Here is a 25,586-nt window from a genome sequence, read left to right on the forward strand (position 1 = left end):
ATAATGCAAGGGGGGGATATGATGAAAGAATTCCAATTCGGTAATACAAAAGTCATAATCCATTCGCCACTTGCATCAATGGGAAAAGAAGAACAAAAAGAATGGTTTCAACAAGAATGGGAAAAGAAAAATCCGATTTTAAGGTCTATAGTTGAAGCGGCAGTAAGTTGCCAAGAAGATGAAAAATAAAAAGAGCATTCTCTTTCATTAAGAGATATGCTCCTCTTTTTTCGATTAAATTATTCATTAAAATAAATAAGTGTTTTTAATGATGAATAGCTTTTTTAGTTCTGTAAATAATAATCTTGATCATTATTATGGAAGGTAGGTGAAACTGGAGATAGATCAATCCCTTTCTCTAAGGTTTCTAATAAGTAATATCCAAATGCTTTATCCTGTTGTATCAAGTTATGTAATAGGGTGCTTGCGCGAGCAATTCTATATTTTGTTTCATCAAGGGGTAAGGATGAATTATCTATTGTAATGAGGTGAAGCTCATCTTGTAGCTTTTGTAATAATGAAAGTTGAATGGTATCCGTCTTTCCCGTTTCAAGGTTACTTAAATAGGCTGGTGATACGCCAAGTTGTTTTGCAAAGGTGTTTAGTCCAATGCCTTTTTGAGTACGTAGTGTACGAATGTGTTTACCAATTTCGTTTATCATAAGACTAACCTCCATGGATTTATTGAAAGGAATACATAAAATGAATAAACAAAAGAAAATTACAATTACATCAGTAAGTTATGTTCATGATCCAGAATCAGCTCAAAAATGGTTTGAAGCGTATACCACATATACTTAATCACTGAGTTTGATACCATTGAGAAATTCTTTAATTCCATTATGACAAAAACTTGATTATATTTATTATGATGTACAGAAATTTAGTGGAATAAACATGTTCGGTAATTAGGATAGAGAACTCTATTTTGAATGAAGCAGTCTCGGTCATTGGATGCTAGCTCATTTAAAATACATTTAAGTATAAGAGAATAAGTTGATTTAGTATACAAAAAACATACTAAATTATGGATATTAAAATTTAAGAATCTCTTGGTGAAGATAGTATATTGAATTATCATTATTAAAAAAGAGAGTATCTGAAGAAGATAGAAAAGAAATATTTTTAAAACAAACAGGTTATGAAATTTTAGGAGAATCAAAAAGGATGATACAAACACCTAAATTTAGAAGGAAAAAGAGAGCTTAATATACCTTCTAAAGGAAAAAGATTATTTGAATGGCATATAAAAATTGGTCGTACAACCAGAATTCATTACTATGTAGATGAAGAAGATGAAAAAGTTTATATTGGGTATTGTGGATGTCATTTAGGAATACCTTCTTATAATTCTTAACTTGATATATTTATATACAATAGTTATATAGAATTGTAGTATGGGTATATCTTTGCTAATTAAACCAGTACAATCGCCACAGTACACTGATGTCAGCCTATAAAAATATAAAGGAAGAAAAATTTAGATATTATATTTTAAAGCAAAAAGCAGATGTATTTCATGCGATGAAGAGCTTTTTTAGGGAAGAATCCAGTGAAAGAATGGCATAGTAATAAAATACGCCAAGGTATCTTTTATAGATGCCTTGGCGTATTTTTAATATGTAAAAGTAATTGTTATAAATGAGTAGCCTTCTTTTGCACTGTATGGTGTAGCTTTGTAGGAAGCTCTTTGTGCACCAGCTGGTAGATGGATTTCTGCAAGGGCTTTTTTGATGTCCTGCATAGCATTTTGCACGGATTGTTTATAAAGAACTTCAACTTTTTCAGGTTTTGCTGAGAATTGCTGTTGTAATTTTGCTGTTAGTTCTTCATAGTTGTCAGCAACATATTGCTTTGATTGATACATTAATTTTGTGTCTTTTAATATTTGTTCATAGCTCGCTGATTTTGGACTGCCAGCTGAGACTTTATTGATTAATTCATTGTAATAGTTTGTAGTAGCCGTTGGATATGCGTTACGATTCCATTGGTGGTCTTTTGAGAGCTGTTCATCTGTTACATTGAAATAGGAATACATAACTCTTCCTTGCTCATCTGGAATAGGATCATCAAATGTTGTATCAAGGTGGTACCATTTATTGTCGATTTTCACCAAGTTCCAAGCATGTGGCTCTCCATTTCCAGTGCCTGTTACAATATGATTATCTATTCCAGCTTCTTTTAGTAATTGATAGGTTAATAGTGCATAACCTTGGCAAACAGCGGAACGGTTTGCTAGTGCTTCATATGCTGTATAAGCATGGTAAGAAGTATCATAGGCAATATGTTTTACAACGTAATCGTGAATGGCTTTTACTCTCTCATGATCATCCATGCCACTTTGAATAATAGACTGAACAATTGCTTTTGTTTGTTTCATGACATATTCTCTTTGTTCTTTCGATTCACGGTATGTAATGTTTAAAGTAAAACGATAATTACCAGGTGAACCAGAGAGAGAATATGAAGTGCGGGCTAGTGTATAATTCGCATATTCATTTGTATTCATCAGTTCTTTGTACGCATTAAAAAGTATATCCATCACTTCCTGCCTATTACTATTTTGTGTTTTATAAGGAAGTGTAATGTTTACTTCATAGGCATTGATATGCTTTTGTAATTCATGTTTAAATTCCTCTAGTAATTGCATATCTTTTGGTGGGGTATTAGCTTGTTGTTTCATATTTCCATTGGCTTGTTTGTTATATTCTAAAGCATTGTATAAGAACTGGGCATATTGTTCACGAGTTACAGTTTTGAATGGTTCAAAATTCCCATCGCCTGTACCAGCTGCAATATGATTGGATTGTATAGCACTAATCGCATCTTCTGCCCAAAAGTTTTTTGGAATATCATGAAATATATGTCCTTGTTTTGTAGAAAGATGAAAGGCATTTTTTATAATTTGTGCCATCTCTGCTCGGCTTATAGAATCTTTTGGTCTGAAGGTTCCCTGGTCGTCCCCCTTAAAAATTCCTAAATCTGTAAGTGCTAAAATTTCTTCTGGAAACATGGTAGAAGAATGCGTAATGTCACGATAAGGATTTTTCAATTGTGAGCCATCTTTTAAAATATAGCGAGTATTATCATTACTGAAAGTGCCATTCTTTTTATTAGGAAATAGTACGCGGTAAATTAAAGCGGCTACTTGTTCGCGAGTAGCAACATCACCTAAACCAAATTTTCCGTTTCCATAGCCTGCAATAATATTTTGACTTGCTAAAGTCGTAATAGCAGGGTATGCCCAATGTTTTTGGGGAACATCAGAAAAAGAAGAGGGCACTTCAGCAGCTTTGATGGTATCAGTATGTGTATATAATAGAGCGCTTCCAATTAGTGTGAGTGAAGTGATTGATTTTAATAGTTTTGTGTACATTCTAATTTCTCCTGATCTATCATTTATTTTCTTTAGGCATTTTCAATTTATGTTGAAAAGTCTGAAAGAATATAACAATATATATTATACATTAAATTTTTTAAGTGATATATCATATGTATATGAAGGAAATGTTTCTATATATATGTTCTATTTCAAATATCGAAGAAGTAGTTAGGTTCCTTATTTTTTCCCAACAATTCTTTTAAGACTTGTAATGCTATCAAACGATTGAGTGTCAATCATAAAAAGCACCTCTCAATAAGCGAGAGGTGCTTTACATTACATTACATTACTTTTTTAATAGTATTTGTTGCTTGTTTCGTTTGCATAGCAACGTTTTCTTGTCGCAATGCTTTAAATAATGAAGTAATCATTAAAATGACAACAAATGAGAATGGCAAGGCAGCGATAATGGCTGCAATTTGCAAGGCTTTTAGTCCGCCAGCTCGTAAGAGAATAGCAGCAATGACTGCAATTGTTAATCCCCAAATTAATTTTAAATGGTTCTTTGGTGATAAGCTCCCATTGCTCGTTTGCATAGAAACAACGAATGTTGCAGAATCAGCCGATGTAACAAAGAACGTTGCGATTAACACGAGACTTATAATTGTTAAGAACGTTGAGAATGGTAAATGAGAAATAACGGAAAATAATCCGATTTCTGTGCCGTTTTTGGCGATTTCATCAGCAATTCCAAGCGATTGGAACATTTCCATATGGATAGCAGTACCGCCAAAAACGGCAAACCAAAATGTACAAATGAGTGTTGGAATGAAAACTACGCCAAAAATGAATTCTCGAATCGTACGTCCGCGGGAAACTCTTGCGATAAATGTTCCAACGAATGGAGACCAAGAGATCCACCAGCCCCAATAGAAAATGGTCCAATTCTCAATCCATGAAGAGGAGTTTTTGCTAAAGGCTCCTAATTCTAATCCCATACTTGGTAGTGATCCGATATAAGAACCTATTGTAGAGGTAAAATATTTCATAATAAAGACAGTTGGTCCAAGAAATAAAAAGGAAATGAGTAATATACTTGCTAGGGAGAAGTTTAAGTTACTCAAATATTTAATCCCACGATCTAAACCAGTCTGTGCACTTGTTAAGTACAGTATAGTAAAAATGGCGATGAGTATGAGCTGTGTACTAATGGTATTATGAATAGAAGGGAATAAATAGTTTAAGCCTCCTGCAATTTGTTGTGCACCGATTCCTACAGATGGCACAATTCCAAAGACGGTTGCTAAAACAGCTAAAATATCGACTGTTTTTCCGATAGGAGAGTTTTTCGATCGATTAAATAAAGGAGTAACTGTAGCACTAATTGTACTACCTTTTTTCATTCGAAATGTAAAGTATGCGATTGTTAAAGCAACCATTGCATATAGTGACCAAGGGAAGAGTCCCCAGTGGAAAAAAGAATATCTCATAGCAAGTTTTGCGCTTTGTTCTGTCCCAGGTTCACCAGTAAGCGGTGAACCAAGATGCGAAATTGGTTCAGCAATTCCATAAAAGAGAAGACCAACTCCCATTCCTGCTCCAAACAACATAGAAAGCCAAGACAGGTAACTGTATTTTGGTTTCTCATCATCTTTACCAAGACGGATTGAACCATATTTTGAAAAAGCTAAATAAGCAGCTAAAATAATCATTGTGGTCATAAGTAAAGAGTAAAACCATCCAAACTTATTGAGGATAAATGAGTTTAATGAAGAAGTAACACTTTGTAAATCATAGCCTTGTATCCAACTTGCTGGAATCGCACCCCATATAATAAATAATGTTGTAAGCAAGATGGAGATATAGAATACACTGTTCTTTTTTTTTATCATAGAATCCCACCTTTTATTTAATAAAGTTAATAATTATATTTATTATAACAATAACGAGTTTAAATGTCAAAAAATTCGGTTTTTAACGAATTTATAAGGTAGAGATATTGTTTGAGAAATGTTCACAATTTATCAAACAATAATATGAAATATTGCATTTTACATTATTTTACTAGTATAATATGTTAAATTTTAAGTAATTAATATAGAAATATAAAGATGAAAGGAAGTTATTATGAATAAGAAATCAAAAATTACGCAAATGATGCTCGGTATTAGTACAGTAGCTTTATCATTTGGAAGTATTCAAACACAAGTATCAGCAGAAGAAAAAATACCTTATAATGTCATGCAAATGAAGCCGATTGGAGTTGAAACTCAGACGGATCAAATTGCTCATGTTTCGCAGGAAAATAAAACATTATCTTTTGAAGAACGATTAAGAACGGGAGATTTTTCTCAACGTCCAGCTTTTGGAATGAAGAGAACGGAATCTAAACAGTTTCAAGAAAGTTATTCTATGGCTGATTTCAATAAAATGAATAATGAAGAATTGATTGATACATTGGCAAATATTCGTTGGAATCAAATCACAGATTTATTTCAATTTAATCAAGACACAAAAACGTTTTATCAAAATAAGGAAAGAATGCAAGTTCTGATTGATGAATTAGGTCGTCGTGGGAGTACATTTACAAAAGATGATGCAAAAGGAATTGATACATTTGTTGAAGTGTTACGTTCAGCTTTTTACCTTGGTTTCTATCATAAAGAATTAAACTATTTAAATGAGCGTAGTTTCCATGATAAATGCTTGCCAGCATTAAAAGCCATTGCGAAAAATCCAAACTTTAAACTTGGGACAGAACAACAAGATACGGTAGTATCTGCATACGGGAAATTAATTAGTAACGCTTCGAGCGATGTTGAAACAGTGCAATATGCAGCAAATATTTTAAAACAGTACAATGATAATCTCGCTACTTATGTAAGCGATTTTATGAAAGGGCAAGCTGTATATAGTCTTATACAAGGGATTGATTATGATATAGATTCTTATGTGTATGCTTCGTATAAAGAAGCAAATCAAACAATGTGGTACGGTAAAATGGATGCTTTTGTAAATGAAGTGAGCCGTATTGCGCTTTTACAGCATGTAACAACAGAAAATAGTTGGTTAATTAATAATGGCATTTATTTTGCAGGTCGTTTAGGGAAATTTCATAGTGACCCAAATAAAGGATTAGCAGTTGTTACACAAGCAATGCATATGTATCCGCATTTAAGTGATGCTTATTTTGTTGCAGTAGAGCAGATTAAAACGAATTATGGCGGAAAAGATTACAATGGAAATAAAATAGATGCAGAGAAAATACGTGAAGAGGGAAAACAACGGTACTTGCCAAAAACATATACATTTGATGATGGATCTATTGTATTTAAAACAGGGGATAAAGTAACAGAAGAAAAAGTGAAGCGATTGTACTGGGCTGCTAAAGAAGTAAAAGCGCAATATCATCGTGTGATTGGAAATGATAAAGCGCTAGAGCCAGGTAATCCGGATGATGTGCTAACAGTTGTTATTTATAATAGTCCAGATGAATATAAGCTTAATAGACAACTATATGGATATGAAACAAATAATGGTGGAATTTATATTGAACAAGACGGAACTTTCTTTACATATGAACGTACCCCAGAACAAAGTATTTATAGTTTAGAAGAGTTATTCCGTCATGAATTTACTCATTATTTACAAGGGAGATATGAGGTTCCTGGTTTATTTGGAGAAGGAGATATGTATCAAAATGAGAGATTAACTTGGTTTCAAGAAGGGAATGCAGAGTTCTTTGCAGGATCTACTCGTATGAACAATGTTATTCCACGTAAAAGTATAATTAGTGGATTATCATCTGATCCTGCAAATCGTTATACAGCAGAACGAACATTATTTGCAAAATATGGTTCATGGGATTTTTATAACTATTCTTTTGCACTACAGTCCTATTTATATAATCATCGTTTTGAAATATTTGATCAAATTCAAGACTTAATTCGAGCGAATGATGTGAAGAATTATGATGCATATCGTGAGGCTTTAAGTAAGGATGCGAATTTAAATACTGAGTACCAGGCGTATATGCAAAAATTAATTGATAATCAAGAAAGATATAACGTGCCAGAGGTATCAGATGATTATTTAGCAGAGCATGCACCAAAGGCATTAACAGAAGTGAAGAAAGATATCGAGGATACAACGAATCTGAAAGGGGCAACGATTAAAAAGCATAAGTCCCAATTTTTTGATACATTTACGGTAGAAGGAACGTATACAGGTAGTACGACAAAGGGAGAAGCTGAGGACTGGAAAGAGATGAGTAAGCACATCAACCAATCTCTAGAAAAATTGACTCAGAAGGAATGGAGCGGTTATAAAACAGTTACAGCTTATTTTGTGAACTATCGTGTAAATGCAGAAAATCAATTCGAATACGATGTTGTATTTCATGGTATCGCAACAGATAGTGGAGAAAATCAAGCTCCAGTTGTAAATATAAATGGTCCATACAATGGAAATGTAAATCAAGCCATTCAGTTTAATAGTGATGGTTCCAAAGATGAGGATGGAAAAATTACTTCTTACTTATGGGATTTTGGAGATGGTACAACAACTACGGAAGCAAATCCAAAACATGTATATAAGCAGGAAGGAACATATAAAGTAACATTAACAGTAAAAGACGATAAAGGAAAAGAAGCGAAAACCGAAACAACCGTTACTGTTAGAAAAGGACACGAAACAACGGTAGAATCCGAACCAAATAATCGTCTGGAGGAAGCGAATCCTATTGCATTCCATACATTGATAAAAGGTAGTCTTATGAATGAAGATCGTACAGATATTTATACTTTTGATGTCACTTCTTCAAAAAATATAGATATTTCTGTTGTAAATGAACATAACATTGGGATGACATGGGTTCTTCATCATGAATCAGATATGCAAAATTATGTTGCGTATGGCCAAGCTAATGGAAATGATATAAAAGGGAAATTTGAAGCAAAACCAGGAAAGTATTATTTATATGTATATAAATTTGATAACGGAAATGGGACATACACATTATCAGTAAAATAAGTGTATGTCCGATGTATACGAAACTTTACTTTTTATGGGAAATGATATATTATATAAATATACAATATATCGGTTGTTTTTTAGGAGGAGCCTGTCACGACAGGCTCCTCCTGTTCTTTTTTAGGAAACCTGTACGACAGGTTTTTCTTTTAAAGAATAAATGACTGAAAATTGTGAAAAAATATCGAAAGAGGTGAAGCATACATATAAAAAAGAAGTATGAAAGAGAAAGGAGGACAGCGGGCATGTCTGTATTGGGGTATCCACTTGAGACAATTTATTTATACGGATTTATTATTATTACTATTCTTACTGTGATTTACATCTTTTTTGGAGATATTTTTGAATCTGTATTTAGCTTTGGAGGTGGATCTACTTCTATTGTCACGTTGCTACTAAGTTTCTTAGCTATGCTTTGTGGTTTTAGTTATATTGGTGAATATGTATTGTCTTTAGATAGTATCGTTATCTTTATTCTTTCGCTCTGTATATCACTGATTGGTGTTTTTATTATGAAAATATTAATTTTAAAACCCATTGCTGAATCTGAACAAAATACAGTACATGGTATGGAGGAATTTATCGGTTGCAGAGGAGAAGTCATTATTACTATTCCAAAGGAAGGATTTGGAGAAGTGTTAATTTCTTCAAAATTTGGAAGTAATGCGATACCAGCTAAAACGGTTGGAAAGCAGGATATTTTACAAGGTACACAAGTAATGATAGAAGGAGTACAAGATGGAGTACTACTTGTACGAAATATTGCTCATTCTTTAAAAAAACCAAAGTGGTAAGGAGGAGTTTACATGATTCCATTAATTATTGGTGGTGTATTACTCGCAATTTTACTTTTGCTTATTTTAGTATTTATCACGAAATATCGCACCGTTGGTCCAGATGAAGCTTTAATTGTCACAGGAAACTGGCTTGGCGGTGGTAAAAATGTTGTGACGACGGATGATGGAAAGAAAATTAAAATTATTCGTGGTGGAGGTACTTTTGTTGTACCAATTATGCAGCGTGCAGAACCTCTTAGTTTATTAAACTATAAATTAGAAGTTGGAACGCGTGATACGTATACAAAACAAGGGGTACCAGTTACTGTAAATGGTGTTTCCATTATTAAAGTAGGCTCAACAATTGAAGAAGTATCAACGGCAGCAGAACAATATTTAGGAAAAGAAACAGAAGAGTTAAAAGTGGAGGCAAAAGAAGTATTAGAAGGGCATTTACGAGCGATTTTATCCTCGATGACGGTGGAAGATGCATATAGTAATAGAGAACAATTTGCACAGAAAGTACATGAAGTAGCGTCTTCAGATTTAAAGAAAATGGGACTTCGCATCGTTTCTTTTACAATTAAAGAAATTACAGATAAAAATGGCTATTTAGATGCACTCGGTCAACCGCAAATTGCAACTGTTAAGCGTGATGCTCAAATTGCAAATGCAGAGCGTGAAAAAGAAGCGCGCATTGAAAAAGCACGTGCTGAAAAGGAAGCGAAAGAAGCTGAATATCAACGCGATGCTCAAATTGCAGAAGCAGAAAAATATAAAGAGTTAAAAGTGCAATCATATAAGAAAGAACAAGAGCAGGCTCGTGCGGATGCGGATCTTTCCTATGAATTACAGCAAGCAAAAGCACAACAAAATGTAACAGAAGAACAAATGCGAGTGAAAATTATTGAGCGTGAAAAACAAATTGAATTAGAAGAAAAAGAAATTGCTCGTCGTGAGAAACAATATGATGCTGAAGTAAAGAAAAAAGCAGATGCAGATCGTTATGCAGTTGAGCAAGCGGCAGAAGCAGAAAAAGTAAGACAAATGAAAAAAGCGGATGCAGATCAATATAAGATTGAAGCGGAAGCAAAAGCACGGGCTGAAGAAGTACGTGTAGAAGGGTTAGCAAAAGCAGAAATTGAAAAGGCGCAAGGGGAAGCGAAGGCAGAAGTTGAGAAAGCACAAGGTACTGCAGAAGCAGATGTTATTAGACTAAAAGGTTTAGCGGAAGCAGAAGCAAAACAAAAAATTGCCGAAGCATTTGAATTATATGGGCAAGCAGCAATTATGGATATGGTTCTGAAAATGCTTCCAAGCTATGCGAAAGAAATTGCGAGTCCGCTTAGTAATATTGATAAGATTACAGTTGTTGATACAGGCGGTGGTGGAAAAAACAGCGGTGCTGGAAAAGTTGCAGGGTATGCAACAGACTTAATGGCAACGATGCAAGAAACATTGAAAGCTTCTTCTGGTATTGACTTAAAAGAACTATTAGAAAGTTTCGCAGGAAAAGATGCGGTGGAGAAAGTAGTAAAGGAGCAGCTTCCTGTACAAGTGGTAGAAGAACAAAGGAACGATAAACAATAATAATACAAAAAGAGCTTCTGGGTCACGTATCAGAAGCTCTTTTTGTATTGTTGAAAATTAAAAAAAATAGACAATCTTATATATTGTTTTCATTATTCGTTTTATATAGAATTAAAAATATATGTAAGACTTAATTATGTCATCATTTTTACAAATGGATACTATCACGAAATATCTATGAACAAAATATAAAGGAGACAGAGAAATGGAACAAGGAAAAAAGAAATTGAGAGGAATAGGTTTAAAAACGAAATTACTTGTATCATATATTATCATTTTGGTTCTTCCAAGTATTGTAATTGGTTGGACGTCTTATCTACAAGCGAAAACAAATTTTAATGATACAATTTTGGAAACAGCAAAAGATAACATAAAAATTTTAAATAATGTCATTAATAAAGAACTAGATAAGAAGCAAGTGGATGCTGAATATTTTACAAAATTATTTACCGAAGCGAGTTATCAAGGGGATCAAGTTCAAAATATACAGAATAAATTAGAAGAATATAATCAGTTACATCCAGAATTGGAGGCCATCTATACTGGATCTAATAATGGGCAGTTTATTCAATCACCGGTTACTGAAATGCCAGAAGGATATAATCCTACAGAAAGAGATTGGTATAAAGAGGCGGTGAAAAAAAACGGAGAGGTAATTGTAACAGCTCCATATAAATCCAAAACGACAGGAAACATAGTGATTACATTAGCAAAACAAAATGAGGATAAAAGTGGTGTTCTTGGTATTGATTTAATTATTAATGATATTGTAAATACTTCAAAAATGGTTAATATCGGTAAGCAAGGGTATGTAGCAATTTTTGATCAAGATACACGTGTGGTGGCACATCCAACGAAAAAGCCAGGTGAAAAATTAGAAGACTCAGCAATACAAGAGCTGTATCAAAAAGAAAAAGGAGATTTCAAATTTGTCCAAGACGGTGAAGAACGGAATGTAATTTTTGAAACAAATAAGAAAACAGGGTGGAAAATAGTAGGTATTATGCCTTCGGCAGAAATCATTCAAGCAGCTGCACCAATTTTTTTCAAAACATTAACTGTAATAGGTATTTCTTTATTAATTGGTGGGGTTTTAATTTATTTCATTATTGCATCTATTATTAAACCGTTAAAACAACTTGTTATGTCCTCGAAAAAAATTAGTGAAGGTGACTTAACAGAAAAGGTGAGTGTTCATTCGAATGATGAAATTGGGCAATTAGGGATTAGCTTTAATGAAATGGCAACAGCTCTACATGATCTAATTTCCAAAATTAATCTGTCAGCAGGCCATGTAGCAGCCTCATCAGAAGAATTAACAGCTAGTGTGAAGCAAGCAAGTGAAGCGACAGAGCAAATTACAAAAGCAATGGAGCAAGTATCAAGCGGTGCGGAAATACAAAATCGAGAAGTTGAAGATGGTGCAATGTTGCTGGAAGAAGTTACAAAAGGCATTCAACGTGTTGCGGATAGTTCTTCACTTGTATCAAATGCGTCTGCATATACAAAACAAAAAGCTGAAAATGGTGGGAAGTTAGTCGAAAAGACTGTTCAACAAATGAAATTAATTCATGAGTCTGTTTCGCAATCAGATAAAGTAATTACACTGCTCGAGGATAAATCAAAACAAATTGGAGAGATTCTTGAAGTCATTCAAAATATTGCGGAGCAGACAAATTTATTAGCACTAAATGCAGCGATTGAGGCGGCGCGAGCAGGCGAGCATGGCAGAGGTTTCGCAATTGTAGCAGATGAAGTTCGAAAATTAGCTGAGCAATCGGGGAAATCTTCAACAGAAATTGGAAAACTAGTTGTAGAAATTCAATCGGATATAAAACAAACTGTAGGTTCGATGAATCAAGTAGGAGCAGAAGTAGAATCAGGGATTGTTGTTGCGAATGAAACAAAACAAAGCTTTGCGGAAATATTACAATCTACAAATGATACTGTGTCACAAATTCATAATATGGCAGAAATCGCAAAACGTATGACGACGGATGCGAACCAAGTAAGCTCATCTATGAATGAAATTGCAGCAACAGTTGAAGAAAATGCAGCAAGTGTACAAAATATCGCTGGTTCTTCTGAAGAGCAATTGGCTTCAATGGAAGAAATTAATTCAGCAGCAGTACATTTATCACAAATGGCTGAAGAATTGCAAGAGATGATAGGGAAATTTAGAGTATAAGAGGTAAAAGCGGAGTGGGGAAGGCTACTCCGCTTTTACAGTATTCATAAGTTTTGTTTAGAATATTTAAAAATATAATTTGTTCAAGACAAGGGTGATAGAATAGATGAGAAAATAGAGACGTGTGAAGTAGGGAGTAGGTTTTGAATGAAAGTAATAATTGAAGAAATTTATAGCCCGTGTATCGGAGTGGTAGAAGAGATTTTTGTTGATGAGTCATCCTATGTTTATGAATGGGAAAAGTTAATGATGATTCGCAAAAATGATGGGACATTAGAAAAGGTTGCAGTTGGTATTAGCGGAAATATAAGAGCGGTAAATATAGAAGTTGGTCAAAAAGTGAATACGGACACACTATTAATAACATTAGAAGATGATTTAATCATTACAGGTTGTGAATAAAAAGGTGCGTAGAAGTTACTACACACCTTTTTTGGTTAGAGGCTCATTCCAAGCACATTCATTGTAAACTGTACAACATTTCGTTAGAAGAAATGGAATGTCTATATTTCACTTTTAATACGATAACATAAGGCGTAAAAGGAAGAACTTATAACTGTTTTCGTTCCGACTATCTTCAAAAAGATAGGGAGAGAATAACAATGGGAAAAGAATTGTTGGTAACAATCAAAAGTGTTACTCCCCTTCAAGGCACTTTAACAATTCCTACATATTACGCGGAAATATATCCAGCAATTATGATGATTAGTGATGCTGGAAAATTGGATCGTGATGAAATGTTGGATGTTTACAAGTAAACTTATATAAAGAATTAGCTTATTATTGGACAGCATTAGGATTTGCGGTGTTGCGTTATGATAAGCGGAGAGGTTGTAAAAGTAAAGGGAATTATAGAAAAATAGGAATACAAGATTTAATTGATGATGCTACTTTGTGGGTTCGTTTTTTAAAAGCTCATCCGCTCATAGATCCAAAACGAATCATTATCGCAGGATATGGCGAAGGAGCGCTACTAGCACCAGCGGTTTATCTCGCTATTTTAGGACAGTAAGACTCCCACCTCAAGAGTTAGAAAGAAGAAAGGAAGATAGGGGGGATTAGGGCTGCCCGTAACAGCCCGATTGGTGAGGGCTCATAATCAGTGGAGGATGAAGAAAACCCCCTACTGATTAAATTTTCATTTTATAGTAAGGAGTCTGTTGCTGGTTTCATTATGCTTGCAGGTGCGGTGGAACCAGCAAATTCTATATTAGAAGCAAAAATAGAAAATCATGTGAACGAGAGATGTTCTAGATTTGTAAGCTGGTTATGGAAGGTTTTCAAAATACCGTATCATATGAAATTAAGAAATGATAAAATGATGAGGGAAGTACAACTTTTGGAAGAAAACAGCAGTTGGACAAAAAGTATAAAGTTAGATGCCAAATGGTTAAGAGAACGGTTACAATATAATGTAATTTCATATTTAGAAAAAGTATTATGCCCAGTTTTAGCAATTACAGGAGGAAGGGATATACAGGTGCCTCCTGAATATGCGAAGCGAATTGTTTCACATGTTCATGATAAAGCAGAGTGGCATATCATTCCGAACATGAATCATGTTTTAAGAAATGCTGAACATAAGCACACAATGCTTCGATTAAGGAAGGAATATAAGGGACTTCTGGATAAAACTATTGAAGAAGAATTATTACATGTAATGAAGGAATGGTTAAAAAAACATTATCTTTCATAGGAGCTGTAAGTGTGAGGAAACAAAAGATTTTATTATGTATGTTATTGGGGTTATTAATGATGGCAGTGGCTTGTGATAAACAAGAAGAACCTGAAATGAAGCCAGTTCATGTGAAAAGTGAAAAGAAACAGAAGGAAAAAGAAGAAAAGAGCATGAACTTAATGGATAAGCAATTATTGCTTTCGGCAACGCTTGGTGATACAGAAACTGCTATTAAGTTAATAAAAGACGGAGCGAATATAAATGTAACAGGTGACCAAGGAGAAACACCTATCATGGCTGCAACATATTACAATCATGTTGAAACTGTAAAGGCTTTGATTCAGGCAGGGGCTGATATTGAATTACAGGATAAAAAGCAAGACAATCCGTTTCTTTATGCAAGTACTGAAGGATATGTCGATATTGTTAGATTAACAATTGATGCTGGAACAAATGTAAGAGAAACAAACCGTTCTGGTGGGACAGCACTTATTCCAGCTGCTGAGAGAGGGCATGTCGAAGTAGTCGAAGAGCTATTAAATCGTACAGATATTGATGTGAACGATAAAAATGATGATGGATGGACAGCTTTACTTAAGGCAATTGTGTTAGGAAATGGTAGTGAGAATCATAAACAAGTTGTGCAACTACTAATCAATCATGGAGCAGATGTAAATTTAGCGGATCGTGAAGGGATAACGCCTTTGGAGCATGCAGAAAGAAGAGGTTTTACAGAAATCGTAAATATGCTCAAAGAAGCGGGAGCGAACGAAACACTTGAAACGATAGAGTAGTATGAAAGAAAAAGTAAGAGGTCAGGAACATCATGATTTCTTACTTTTTTCTATAGTTGGAGGATCATACATGATTATTTTTATTCATCATTTCTTATCATGTGAACCTAGCTACTAGAAAGTATTATATTACTTTATATGGACAAGCTATTTATGAAACATAAAAAAGAAATAAGCAAGAAGCGATTCAAATGGTGAATGGAGCAAGAAATGGATAAACAATAAGGAAAAATACTTGAAAAGCTCGAAAGAACAATAAGACTATTTGTTTTTAACGAATGAACAAGGGCGTGAAATAAAAGAATGATACGCAATTGGAAGAAATGTATTTGCTTAATTGGAGTCGGCATCAGCAGCAGTAGTATGTACATAAATAAGAATGATATTCTGCCGATTACAGATCATAAAGAGGTGACCAAGAATATTGCTTTTTATCCAGTTTCTATAAATGATCAAACGCAGCGCTTTTTTTCAACTTCACAAAATGTACAAAAAAGAAATGAAGAAAAGGTATTATTACAACATGTTCCATTCATTAGACAAGCGCCAGAATTGGATAGAGGGTGTGAAGTAACAAGTTTAGCGATGATGTTACAGTATGCGGGTGTTACAGTTGATAAAATGACACTTGCAGAAGAAATACCTAAAATTCCGTTTTTACATAACGGTTTGCGTGGTAATCCGAATGAAGGATTTGTAGGGAACATTTATACATTTTCTGAGCCCGGGTATGGGGTATATCATAAGCCGCTTTTTCAGCTAGCAACTAAATATTTACCGAATCAAGTTGTTGATTTAACAGGTAAAAATATAGAGGGAATTTATGAAAGAATACGAGCTGGTAATCCTGTTGTGATGATTACAAATGCAACATACGCTCCATTAGATACGGATGAATTTCGTATATGGAAAACAAAGACAGGAAATGTTTCAATTACATACAATGAACATTGTGTTCTTCTCATTGGCTATGATAAGGAATCGGTATACATTCATGACCCGCTTAGCAACCAACCGAGCATACGCGTATCACGAAAAAACTTTGAACAGGCATGGGTTCAAATGGGAAGCCAAGCGATTTCAATGAATGAGAAAAGATATGAACGTGAAACGACTTGATGAAATTATTTTGGATACGAGTACAGATGATACTTCTTAGAAATGAACTCCTTATACTTATTTAGTCGAGTATAAATAAGAGTTTTAGAATCATGTAATTCTTTTCTAGAACCATTCAAATAAACAAGCAAGTATATATATTCAATTTTGGAATGCATCAAAAAGCGGAAAAAGAAGCGGAATGTAGTATAGAGATATATGCTACTGAATTCCGCTTCTTTTTTATAAGAAAGAGATATTGAACAGCAACAATTACATATAAGGATTATTCAAATGAGTGAATAGTTTTCAAACATTTAATTGACAATTTTCCGAAATTTAATCATTATATATTGTTTTATGGATTTTGATTATATAAAATAACACAGATGTTTGATATTCAACTAGAGGTGGGGTATTATGCAAAATATATGGAAACGATTTAGAGGAACAAGTATTAAGAAGAAGTTAGTTTTTGCATTTTTAATTATTTTAACTATACCTGGATTTATTATTGGTGGTGTATCATATCAGACTGCCAAGGAAAATTTTGATCAACAACTTACGAAAAAAGCAAAGGAAAATGTCGCAGTTTTAAATAGTGTGATTAAACAAAATATGGAAGCGAAATATGTGGATGCGGCGTACTTTGCAGATGTTTTAACTGAGGATACATATCCGGACGGACAAGAAGATATTGTAAGAACAAAATTCAAACAATATATGAGGCTTCACCCAGAGGTAGAAGGCATCTATATTGGAACGCAGACAGGGAAATTTATAAGAGAGCCATTTAAGCAAATGCCCGATGGATATAATCCAACGGAAAGGTCATGGTATAAAGAAGCGATTGAAAACAAAGGAAAAGTAATTGTTACGACTCCGTATCAATCAACATCTACAAAAAATATGGTGGTAACGGTTGCAAAGCAAACGAAGGATGGTAAAGGTGTTGTAGGGATTAATTTAAATCTAGATAACATATTAAAGATTTCTAAGATGATAGAAATTGGTAATAAAGGGTATCCTGTTATTTTAGATCAAAATAAACAAGTTGTTAGTCATCCATCAAAAAAAGTTGGTTCAAAGATTACAGATTCTTGGGTAACGCCTATTTATGAGAAAAAGCAAGGAAGCTTATCCTATACAGAAAAAGGCGATGACAAAAACATAATTTTTATAACAAATGAAAAAACAGGATGGAAAATAGTTGGGGTTATGTTTGCAGAGGAAGTGGTTCAAGCAGCTGAGCCAGTCTTTTATAAAACATTAATTGTTATTACGATTTCTATTGTTCTTGGTAGTATTTTAGTTTATTTCCTTGTGCAATCTATTATAAAACCGTTACGTAAAATAGTGGATTCTGCACATAAAATTAGTAAAGGTGATTTAAGAGAAGAACTCAAGATTTATTCGAAAGATGAAATAGGAAATTTGGCACAGTCATTCAATAAAATGTCAGATTCTCTTCGTAGTGTTATTTCAAAAATTAGCTTTTCATCAGAGCATGTGGCCGCATCAGCTGAGGAGCTAACAGCGAATGTACAACAGGCAAATGATGCAACAGATCAAATTACATTAGCGTTGGAACAAGTATCAAGCGGAGCAGAATCGCAAAGTCAAGGGGTTGAAGAAGGTGCAGCGACATTACAGCAAGTAAACATGGCAATTCAAAATTTAACAGGAAGCGTACAAGCTATTTCTGTTTCTTCATCTCATACAAGACAAAAAGCTGGTGAAGGGGAAAAACTAGTAGGTCAAACGGCGAAACAAATGCATTCTATTTCTAAATCTGTTTCGCACTCAGATGGTATGATCAAGCGTCTTGATGAGAAATCTAAACAAATTGGTGCTATTTCAGAAGCTATTCAAAGTATTGCTCAGCAAACAAATTTACTTGCTTTAAATGCAGCGATCGAAGCAGCTCGCGCAGGCGAGCAGGGACGAGGGTTTGCCATTGTGGCAGATGAGGTTAGAAAGTTGGCAGAGCAGTCAGGGGAATCATCACGTGAAATTGCTAATTTAATTAAAGAAATTAAAACTGATATTGAGAATACTGTACAATCAATGGGATATGTAAGTGACGAGGTTCAGTGTGGATTAGAAGTTGTAAGCAAAACAAAATTAAATTTTGCTGAAATTTTAGATTCGACAAATCATATCGTTTCACAAGTGAATCAAATGGTAGATACGACTAAGCTTATGGCAAGAGAAGCGAATGAAGTAACAAATGCAATTGATGAAATTGCAGCGGCCGCAGAAGAAAATACAGCGAGTGTGCAAAGTATCGCAGCATCTGCTGAAGAACAAGTTAGCTCGATGACTGAAATTCATTCAGCTGCGCAAAATTTAGCAGAGATGGCGGAAGAGTTACAAGAAATGATTAGTGAATTTAAACTAGAATAGTATGAAATAAGTAAGGTGAAATTGTTATTGCCTTACTTATTTTTCTATCTCAAGAAGTATGATTTTGATAAACAATAGGGGAGTCAATGAAAGGATGAGAAATAGAAGGTTATTAAGTTTATGGAAAACGATTACACTGCTGGTATGCACTGTTGTTGTACTTTCTTTACTTGTAACGGATATTTTAATTAGTCATCATGTTGAGCGTACGACAGAAGAAAGCCAAGCAGAAAAAGCCAAAATAATTGCGCGTATTGTAGCGCATTCACCAATTGTGTTGGAAGGCTTAACAGGTAGAAGAGATGCAGTTGAAATTCAAACATATACGAACAGGTTATTAAAAAATACAGATGTTCAGTTTATTGTCGTTATGGATATGAAGGGAATTCGAAAATCTCATCCAAATCCTCAAAAAATCGGTCATCATTTTGTTGGAGGGGATGAGGGAACGGTTTTAAAAGGAAAAGAACATGTGTCTTTAGCTGAAGGAACGTTAGGGATTTCGATGCGCGTATTTGTACCTGTATTTTCTGAAGCAGGAAAGCAAGTTGGTGCAGTTGCTGTTGGGATTTCAGCTGATAATGTAAAAGAGAGAACGAAAGAAAGTAGACATATTATTTATATTGGGATTAGCATAGGAATATTAGTTGGAATTATTGGGGCAGTGTTATTAGCCAGACATACTAAAAAGATTTTATTTGGCCTTGAACCACATGAAATTGCAAAAATTTTAGAAGAAAGAAATACAATGCTACAATCTGTTAAAGAAGGAATTATTGCAGTAGATAAAGAAGCAAGAGTTACACTTATTAATAATGAAGCGAAGCGATTATTGAAAAAAAGTAGTCTTGAGGAAGAATGGATTGGTAAAGATGTTGAATCATATATGCCTAATTCACGTATTAAAGAAGTGTTACAGACAGGGCAAGTTCAGTTACATGAAGAGCAAAATGTTTATGGAGTTACGATTGTTACAAATAGGGTTCCTCTATATGTAGATGGTGAAATTGTTGGTGCGATTGCAACCTTTCGTGACAAAACAGAAATAAGAAAATTGGCAGAAGAAATAACAGGGATTCGATTATATGCTGAAGCATTGCGAGCGCAGTCTCATGAATTTATGAATAAGATGCATGTTGTACTGGGGCTTACACATATGAAGCAATATGATGAGTTACAGAAATATGTTAGTAGTATGGTATCAGAGCATCAATATGAAATTGGTGGTGTTATGAAAAAAGTTAAAAATCCTGTATTTGTTGGTTTTTTACTTGGTAAACTTAGCTATGCAAGAGAGAGGAATATAGAGCTCATTGTAAGTGAGGATTCTTATTTACCAGATATATTTGATGAAAGTATGATTCATGAGCTAATCACGATTGTGGGAAATTTAATTGATAATGCATTGGATGCGGTAACAAATTGTGAAGAGAAGCGAGTTCAAATTGCAATTTATTATGAAGACACATTAATGATTGTAGTGAAAGATACAGGACATGGGATACCGACAGATCGACTTGATACAGTGTTGATGAAAGGATATTCTACAAAAGGAAAGAATCGAGGCTATGGGTTATTTCTTGTAAATGAAAGCATGAAGAGAATCAATGGGAAAATACATATTCAATCATTATTAGAAAAGGGAACAACTATCACAATTGAAATACCATATACAAAGTAGGGATGAGATACAAAGATGATTAAAGTTTTAATTGTAGAAGATGATCCGATGGTAGCAATGCTAAATAAATATTATTTAGAGCAGATTGGGGGATTCGAACTAGTTTCAGTCGCCTACTCTGTCAAAGAAGCGATAAGAATATTAGAGAAATTAAATGTGGAATTTATTCTACTCGATATTTTTATGCCTGAAGATACAGGATTTGAGCTATTGATGTATGTTCGAAATCAAGAAAAAGAAATTGATATTATGATGATTTCAGCTGTGCATGATATGAGCAGCATTAAAAAGGCACTGCAATACGGAGTTGTAGATTATTTAATTAAACCATTTACATTTGAAAGGTTCAAAGAGGCGTTAATTGCATACCGGGAGAAGTTTCAATTTATGAAAGAGCAACAGCAGATTAGTCAATCTGAATTAGATACACTCATTCTCAAAAAGGAAAAGGTAGAAGGAAATGCAAATCAAGAGTTGCCAAAAGGACTAACAAAGCAAACATTACAACTCATTTGGCGGCAAATTGAGTTGCTTTACGGCAAGTCATTTACTACTGATGAAATGGCTCAATTAGTAGGGATCTCAAGAGTATCTATTCGGAAATATGTGAAGTTTTTAATAGAAATTGGAGTTTTAGAAAATGAAATGGTATATCAACAAGTGGGAAGGCCTGTAAGCAAATTAAGATGTATTGATCATAACAAAATAAATCTATATGTATAAGCGACTTTTACAAGTCGCTTATACTTTTTTTAATTACAAAATTGGTTACAAAACTTACAAAAACTATTTTTACTATTGGAAGCGTTTTAATATGGGAATAAGAATATAAGGGGGTGCCACATGGGAATTCAAAATAATATGGAAGCGGTATCATTTGTGGAGAGAAATGAATCAAAACAAGAAACTTTCGCTTCTCAAATGATGAATATTAAAATAGGTGTTATACCATTGCCATTATATCTTGTTCTAGCAGCTATTATTTATGGAGCATCTATATATCAGAAATTGCCTGCAGATATGATTGGTGGATTTGCCGTTATTATGATTATGGGGATTTTCTTAGGTGATATTGGAATGAGAATTCCAATTTTAAGAAATATTGGTGGTCCAGCGATTCTTTCATTATTCATTCCATCCTTACTCGTCTTTTTTAATTGGATGAATCCAGCGTCTATGGAAGCTGCAACGATGTTAATGAAGAAATCGAACTTTTTATACTTATATATTTCTTGTTTAGTAGTAGGAAGTATTTTAGGAATGAATCGAAAAGTGTTAGTGCAAGGATTTATTCGAATGTTTATTCCTTTAGTGGTGGGAACGATAGCATCTGTAGTAGTAGGACTATTAGTTGGTTCATTATTTGGATTTGAAATGAAGAGAACATTCTTCTTTATTATTGTGCCAATTGTAAGTGGAGGAATTGGAGAAGGGATTTTACCACTTTCATTAGCTTATAGTGATATTTTAAATGAATCATCAGCAACATTCGTCTCACAGCTTATTCCAGCGGCGATTATCGGGAATATGTTTGCAATTATTGGCGCGGGGTATATGAAGCGCTTAGGTGAGAAAAAGCCAGAGCTAAGCGGGAATGGTGTATTAGTAAAAACGGATAATCAAGCAGAATTACTAAAAGAACAAAATACAGAGAAGCCAATTGATTTTTCATTAATGGGAGCAGGATTATTAATTGCTTGCACATTCTTTATTTTTGGAGGATTTGCCTCTAAATTTATTGGAATTCCAGGCGCTATCATTATGATTTTTTCGGCAGCAATTGTGAAATATTTTAGATTAATGCCAGCAAAGATGGAGCAAGGGGCATTTCAATTATATAAATTTATTTCGAAAAATTTAACGTGGCCTCTAATGGTTGGTCTAGGGTTATTATATATTCCATTAAAAGATGTAGCAGAGGTTCTTTCATTTGGATATGTCGTTGTGTGTGCTTCAGTTGTTCTAACAATGATAATGTCCGGTTATTTTGTTGGAAAGGTTATGAAAATGTATCCAGTTGAATCTGCGATTGTAACAGGGTGTCATAGCGGCTTAGGTGGAACAGGAGATGTTGCAATCTTATCAGCTTCTAATCGTATGGAATTGATGCCATTTGCGCAAATCTCAACACGTTTAGGTGGCGCAGCGATGGTTGTAACCGCAACAATTTTATTAAAAATGTTTTCTTAAATAACAATCGGGCAAGCTAGCTATAGAAAGATATGGCTAGCTTGTCAAATTGAGGGGAGAATATACCGATGTTAGAAAAGCAAATTAATGAGCGATCATTATTACTTCATAAAGAGTTAGTAGGAAAGATTGAAATTACGAGTAAAGTAGAAGTAAATTCAGCAGAGGATTTAAGTTTGACATATACACCAGGAGTAGCGGAGTCTTGTAAAGCTATCGCGGCCGATGAAGAGACAGCGTATGATTACACAGCACGTGGTAATATGGTGGCGGTTGTATCCGATGGGACAGCTGTACTTGGTTTAGGTGATATTGGACCGAAAGCTGCGATGCCTGTTATGGAAGGAAAGTGTATTTTATTTAAGAAATTCGCGAACGTAGATGCATTTCCGTTATGTTTGGGAACAAAAGATGTAGATGAAATCGTTACCCTTGTGAAAAATTTAGAGCCGACATTTGCTGGAATCAATTTAGAAGATATTGCAGCACCGCGTTGCTTTGAAATTGAAAAACGTCTAAAAGAGGAAACAAATATTCCAGTTTTTCATGATGATCAGCATGGAACGGCAATTGTCGTGTTAGCTGCTGTAATTAATGCATTAAAAGTTGTAAAGAAGCAAATGAATACAGTGAAAATTGTCATTAATGGTGCGGGATCAGCGGGAATAGCAATTGGTAACTTGTTATTAAAAGCCGGAGTAGAACATATAACATTAGTAAGTTTAGAAGGCATTGTTTGTGAGGGAGAATTATGGATGAATCCAGAACAAATAGAAATTGCGAAGAAAACAAATCGAGAACATGTGCGAGGATCATTAAAAGAGGCAATTCGTGAGGCGGATATTTTTATCGGTGTATCTGCTCCAAATGTATTAACAAAAGAGCTTGTACAGGCGATGAATAAAAAGCCAATTGTATTTGCGATGGCAAATCCAATTCCAGAGATATTTCCAGATGAAGCATTAGCAGCCGGAGCAGCTGTTGTTGGCACAGGAAGATCTGATTATCCAAATCAGGTAAATAATGTATTGGCGTTTCCCGGTATCTTCCGAGGGGCATTAGATGTACGTGCAACGGATGTTACAGAAGAAATGAAATTAGCAGCAGCATATGGAATTGCTAACATTATTACGGATGAAGAAAGAAATGAAAACTATGTTATCCCAAATCCGCTTGATAAAAGAGTTGTGCCAAGTGTGGCAGCGGCAGTAGCAAAAGCAGCAATTGAGTCAGGAGTAGCGCAAATTAAAAAAATACCAAGTTATGAATGCTAAAAAGGAGCCTTCTTACGAAAGAAGTCTCCTTTTTAGCAGATAAGAAATCTTTAATACAAGGAATAAGTTGTTATTCTTTATAGCATTATGAATTTTACTTCATGACAATGTTGTTCTATTATCTTGAGTAATTAAGAGTGTGAGAAGCGAATTGCGGAAATAGAAATTACTCTACATTGATAACAAGTTGCTCATAGTATTGTTTATTTATATACACATTTAAAACCCATAATCCAGCAGAAGGCAGTGACATAAGTAGAGACATTTCTTTTGTACCTGGTTGGAGTAATTTTTGTGCTGTCCAAATTTTTTCGGAGTTTTCATTTGAAAGAATAACGGGAGTTGGAGCGGTCTTCCCTTGTTTTAAAGCAATAATAGAGAATTGTCCATTTGGTATTTGGGAATCGAGAAAAACCCACATATGTTCCATTGCTTCACTCGAAGTAAATACACTATCTACAATGCCAATTTTTCCTTCAATACCTTTTAAGAGCATTTTTCCTTCGGCAAACGAAGGGCTTTCCTCCCAATTCACATCTTTTAAAACGCTAAGGTGAAAAAATGAAGGTGCGCTTGTTTGAGGTTTTGAGATCTTCATTATTTGTTTTTCGGGGGATTTTGAATCTGGTTGTATTGCTGCGCAGCCGCTCATAAGAAAGATGGATAGTATCGCAGTACTTATTTTTTTCATGTAGCCACACTCCCACTTTGTATTGTTACTGTAATTGTATTTACTAGAGAGTGGGACAATTCCTTTAAAAGGATACAAAGAGGTTATAAGTTTCGTACGACTTCTTTTTACATTTCATTAGAAATTATAGGATCAGATACGTAATTAGATATGTAAGAGTAACCAAGAAAAGCACCCTCATGTGTATGAGAGTGCTTTTCTTGGTTACACTATTTCTCTTGATCTAAGAATAATACCATATGTTCTTCGTCCCAATATTGGCCATTATATTTTAAAGAGCGTTCTTGAACGCCGAACGTTTTAAATCCTAATGATTCGTATAGTTTTTTTGCACCGTCATTTCCAACAACAACATCGAGCATAATTTGTTCGATTTCGAGTTTTTTTGCAAGTTCGATACATTCTTTAATAAGAGCGCGTCCAGCGCCAAGACCGCGTGCTTTTGGAGACACATATACAGAACCAATTTTTGCTTTATGTTCTTGTTTTACATATGGTTTTGTTTCTAGAGTTGCAACCCCGATTAATTTACCGTCTTTAAATGCACCTAGTGTATAATTTTCATCTTGTTCAAGTTTTTGCGCTTTATATTCAATCGGGCATTCTTTATTAATGATATCTTCATAAGAAGAGCTGAAAGCTTCAGGGTTTTGTTTTAATCCTTCTACACGAAGTTCTAAATAAATTTCTGCTTCATCCTTTGTTAGTACATGAATGTCCAAGTATATCATCCTCCGTATTTCTGACAAATGTAGTTATATTTTATATTGAAATAAGAATAATTTCAAAAACTTGGCTCGAATAATGGTTTTTGTTGGCGAAGAATATCAGTTTCTTTTATTTCGTTATTTGCAGGTAGCTTGAATG

21 protein-coding genes and 1 pseudogene are annotated in these 25,586 nt (G+C 34.3%); 17 read left to right on the top strand and 5 right to left on the bottom strand.

Annotation, left to right across the window (positions count from 1 at the left end; genetic code table 11):
• Window positions 1–21: 21 nt before the first annotated feature.
• Entirely contained in the window at window positions 22–189 is a 168-nt protein-coding gene (locus BCER98_RS22365; RefSeq protein WP_164468635.1) for a hypothetical protein, read from the top strand.
• A 95-nt stretch (window positions 190–284) separates the two neighbouring features.
• Here the strand turns inward: BCER98_RS22365 and BCER98_RS02785 are convergent, their stop codons facing one another.
• Window positions 285–662 (bottom strand): helix-turn-helix domain-containing protein, encoded by a 378-nt coding sequence (locus BCER98_RS02785; protein ID WP_011983593.1) that lies wholly within the window; start codon window positions 660–662, stop codon window positions 285–287.
• A gap of 754 nt (window positions 663–1,416) precedes the next feature.
• Between BCER98_RS02785 and BCER98_RS21585 the strand changes: the two are divergent.
• Window positions 1,417–1,569, top strand: a pseudogene (locus BCER98_RS21585) (sporulation protein YhbH); the annotation flags it as partial.
• Window positions 1,570–1,615: 46 nt separating this feature from the next.
• Here the strand turns inward: BCER98_RS21585 and BCER98_RS02790 are convergent.
• Window positions 1,616–3,376, bottom strand: coding sequence for an S-layer homology domain-containing protein (locus BCER98_RS02790; protein WP_011983595.1), 1,761 nt, complete (start codon window positions 3,374–3,376; stop codon window positions 1,616–1,618).
• Between the two features lie 287 nt (window positions 3,377–3,663).
• A complete protein-coding gene (gene opuD / locus BCER98_RS02795) occupies window positions 3,664–5,214 on the bottom strand; it encodes a glycine betaine transporter OpuD (protein WP_011983596.1) in 1,551 nt (516 codons plus the stop codon).
• Window positions 5,215–5,449: 235 nt separating this feature from the next.
• On the opposite strand from opuD, the gene colA reads away from it, so the two are divergent.
• From colA to BCER98_RS02865, 15 genes are all read left to right on the top strand, one after another.
• Window positions 5,450–8,353, top strand: coding sequence for a collagenase ColA (colA, locus tag BCER98_RS02800; RefSeq protein WP_011983597.1), 2,904 nt, complete (start codon window positions 5,450–5,452; stop codon window positions 8,351–8,353).
• Window positions 8,354–8,598: 245 nt separating this feature from the next.
• Window positions 8,599–9,147: an NfeD family protein gene (locus BCER98_RS02805; protein WP_011983598.1), complete on the top strand. Its 549-nt coding sequence runs from the start codon at window positions 8,599–8,601 to the stop codon at window positions 9,145–9,147.
• A gap of 12 nt (window positions 9,148–9,159) precedes the next feature.
• Entirely contained in the window at window positions 9,160–10,719 is a 1,560-nt protein-coding gene (locus BCER98_RS02810; protein ID WP_011983599.1) for a flotillin family protein, read from the top strand.
• A gap of 205 nt (window positions 10,720–10,924) precedes the next feature.
• On the top strand, window positions 10,925–12,907 hold the full coding sequence (locus BCER98_RS02815) for a methyl-accepting chemotaxis protein (RefSeq protein WP_011983600.1): 1,983 nt from the start codon (window positions 10,925–10,927) through the stop codon (window positions 12,905–12,907).
• A 147-nt stretch (window positions 12,908–13,054) separates the two neighbouring features.
• On the top strand, window positions 13,055–13,309 hold the full coding sequence (locus BCER98_RS02820) for a biotin/lipoyl-binding protein (RefSeq protein ID WP_011983601.1): 255 nt from the start codon (window positions 13,055–13,057) through the stop codon (window positions 13,307–13,309).
• Between the two features lie 200 nt (window positions 13,310–13,509).
• Window positions 13,510–13,665 (top strand): hypothetical protein, encoded by a 156-nt coding sequence (locus BCER98_RS22370; protein WP_157671218.1) that lies wholly within the window; start codon window positions 13,510–13,512, stop codon window positions 13,663–13,665.
• A 50-nt stretch (window positions 13,666–13,715) separates the two neighbouring features.
• Window positions 13,716–13,919: an alpha/beta hydrolase gene (locus BCER98_RS22375; protein WP_049759236.1), complete on the top strand. Its 204-nt coding sequence runs from the start codon at window positions 13,716–13,718 to the stop codon at window positions 13,917–13,919.
• A 90-nt stretch (window positions 13,920–14,009) separates the two neighbouring features.
• Window positions 14,010–14,603: an alpha/beta hydrolase gene (locus BCER98_RS02830; protein ID WP_049759237.1), complete on the top strand. Its 594-nt coding sequence runs from the start codon at window positions 14,010–14,012 to the stop codon at window positions 14,601–14,603.
• Window positions 14,576–15,379 carry an ankyrin repeat domain-containing protein gene (locus tag BCER98_RS02835; protein WP_081428344.1) on the top strand — a complete coding sequence of 268 codons (804 nt, stop codon included), beginning with the start codon at window positions 14,576–14,578 and terminating at the stop codon, window positions 15,377–15,379. The genes BCER98_RS02830 and BCER98_RS02835 overlap by 28 nt, the downstream gene beginning before the upstream one ends.
• A 303-nt stretch (window positions 15,380–15,682) precedes the next feature.
• Window positions 15,683–16,498, top strand: coding sequence for a C39 family peptidase (locus BCER98_RS02840; protein ID WP_011983603.1), 816 nt, complete (start codon window positions 15,683–15,685; stop codon window positions 16,496–16,498).
• Between the two features lie 399 nt (window positions 16,499–16,897).
• Complete coding sequence (locus tag BCER98_RS02845; RefSeq protein WP_011983604.1) at window positions 16,898–18,883, top strand: methyl-accepting chemotaxis protein; 1,986 nt, start codon at window positions 16,898–16,900, stop codon at window positions 18,881–18,883.
• A 94-nt stretch (window positions 18,884–18,977) separates the two neighbouring features.
• Window positions 18,978–20,564, top strand: a complete 1,587-nt coding sequence (locus tag BCER98_RS02850) for a sensor histidine kinase (protein WP_011983605.1) — start codon at window positions 18,978–18,980, stop codon at window positions 20,562–20,564.
• Window positions 20,565–20,579: 15 nt separating this feature from the next.
• Window positions 20,580–21,287, top strand: a complete 708-nt coding sequence (locus BCER98_RS02855) for a response regulator (RefSeq protein ID WP_011983606.1) — start codon at window positions 20,580–20,582, stop codon at window positions 21,285–21,287.
• 120 nt (window positions 21,288–21,407) lie between these two features.
• Entirely contained in the window at window positions 21,408–22,754 is a 1,347-nt protein-coding gene (locus tag BCER98_RS02860) for a 2-hydroxycarboxylate transporter family protein (RefSeq protein WP_011983607.1), read from the top strand.
• Window positions 22,755–22,822: 68 nt separating this feature from the next.
• On the top strand, window positions 22,823–24,028 hold the full coding sequence (locus BCER98_RS02865) for an NAD(P)-dependent malic enzyme (protein ID WP_011983608.1): 1,206 nt from the start codon (window positions 22,823–22,825) through the stop codon (window positions 24,026–24,028).
• A 166-nt stretch (window positions 24,029–24,194) separates the two neighbouring features.
• Here the strand turns inward: BCER98_RS02865 and BCER98_RS02870 are convergent, their stop codons facing one another.
• Window positions 24,195–24,719, bottom strand: coding sequence for a DUF4871 domain-containing protein (locus BCER98_RS02870; RefSeq protein WP_011983609.1), 525 nt, complete (start codon window positions 24,717–24,719; stop codon window positions 24,195–24,197).
• Window positions 24,720–24,928: 209 nt separating this feature from the next.
• Window positions 24,929–25,441 (bottom strand): GNAT family N-acetyltransferase, encoded by a 513-nt coding sequence (locus BCER98_RS02875; RefSeq protein ID WP_011983610.1) that lies wholly within the window; start codon window positions 25,439–25,441, stop codon window positions 24,929–24,931.
• Window positions 25,442–25,586 lie beyond the last annotated feature (145 nt).

This window comes from Bacillus cytotoxicus NVH 391-98, assembly GCF_000017425.1.
GTDB lineage: Bacteria > Bacillota > Bacilli > Bacillales > Bacillaceae_G > Bacillus_A > Bacillus_A cytotoxicus.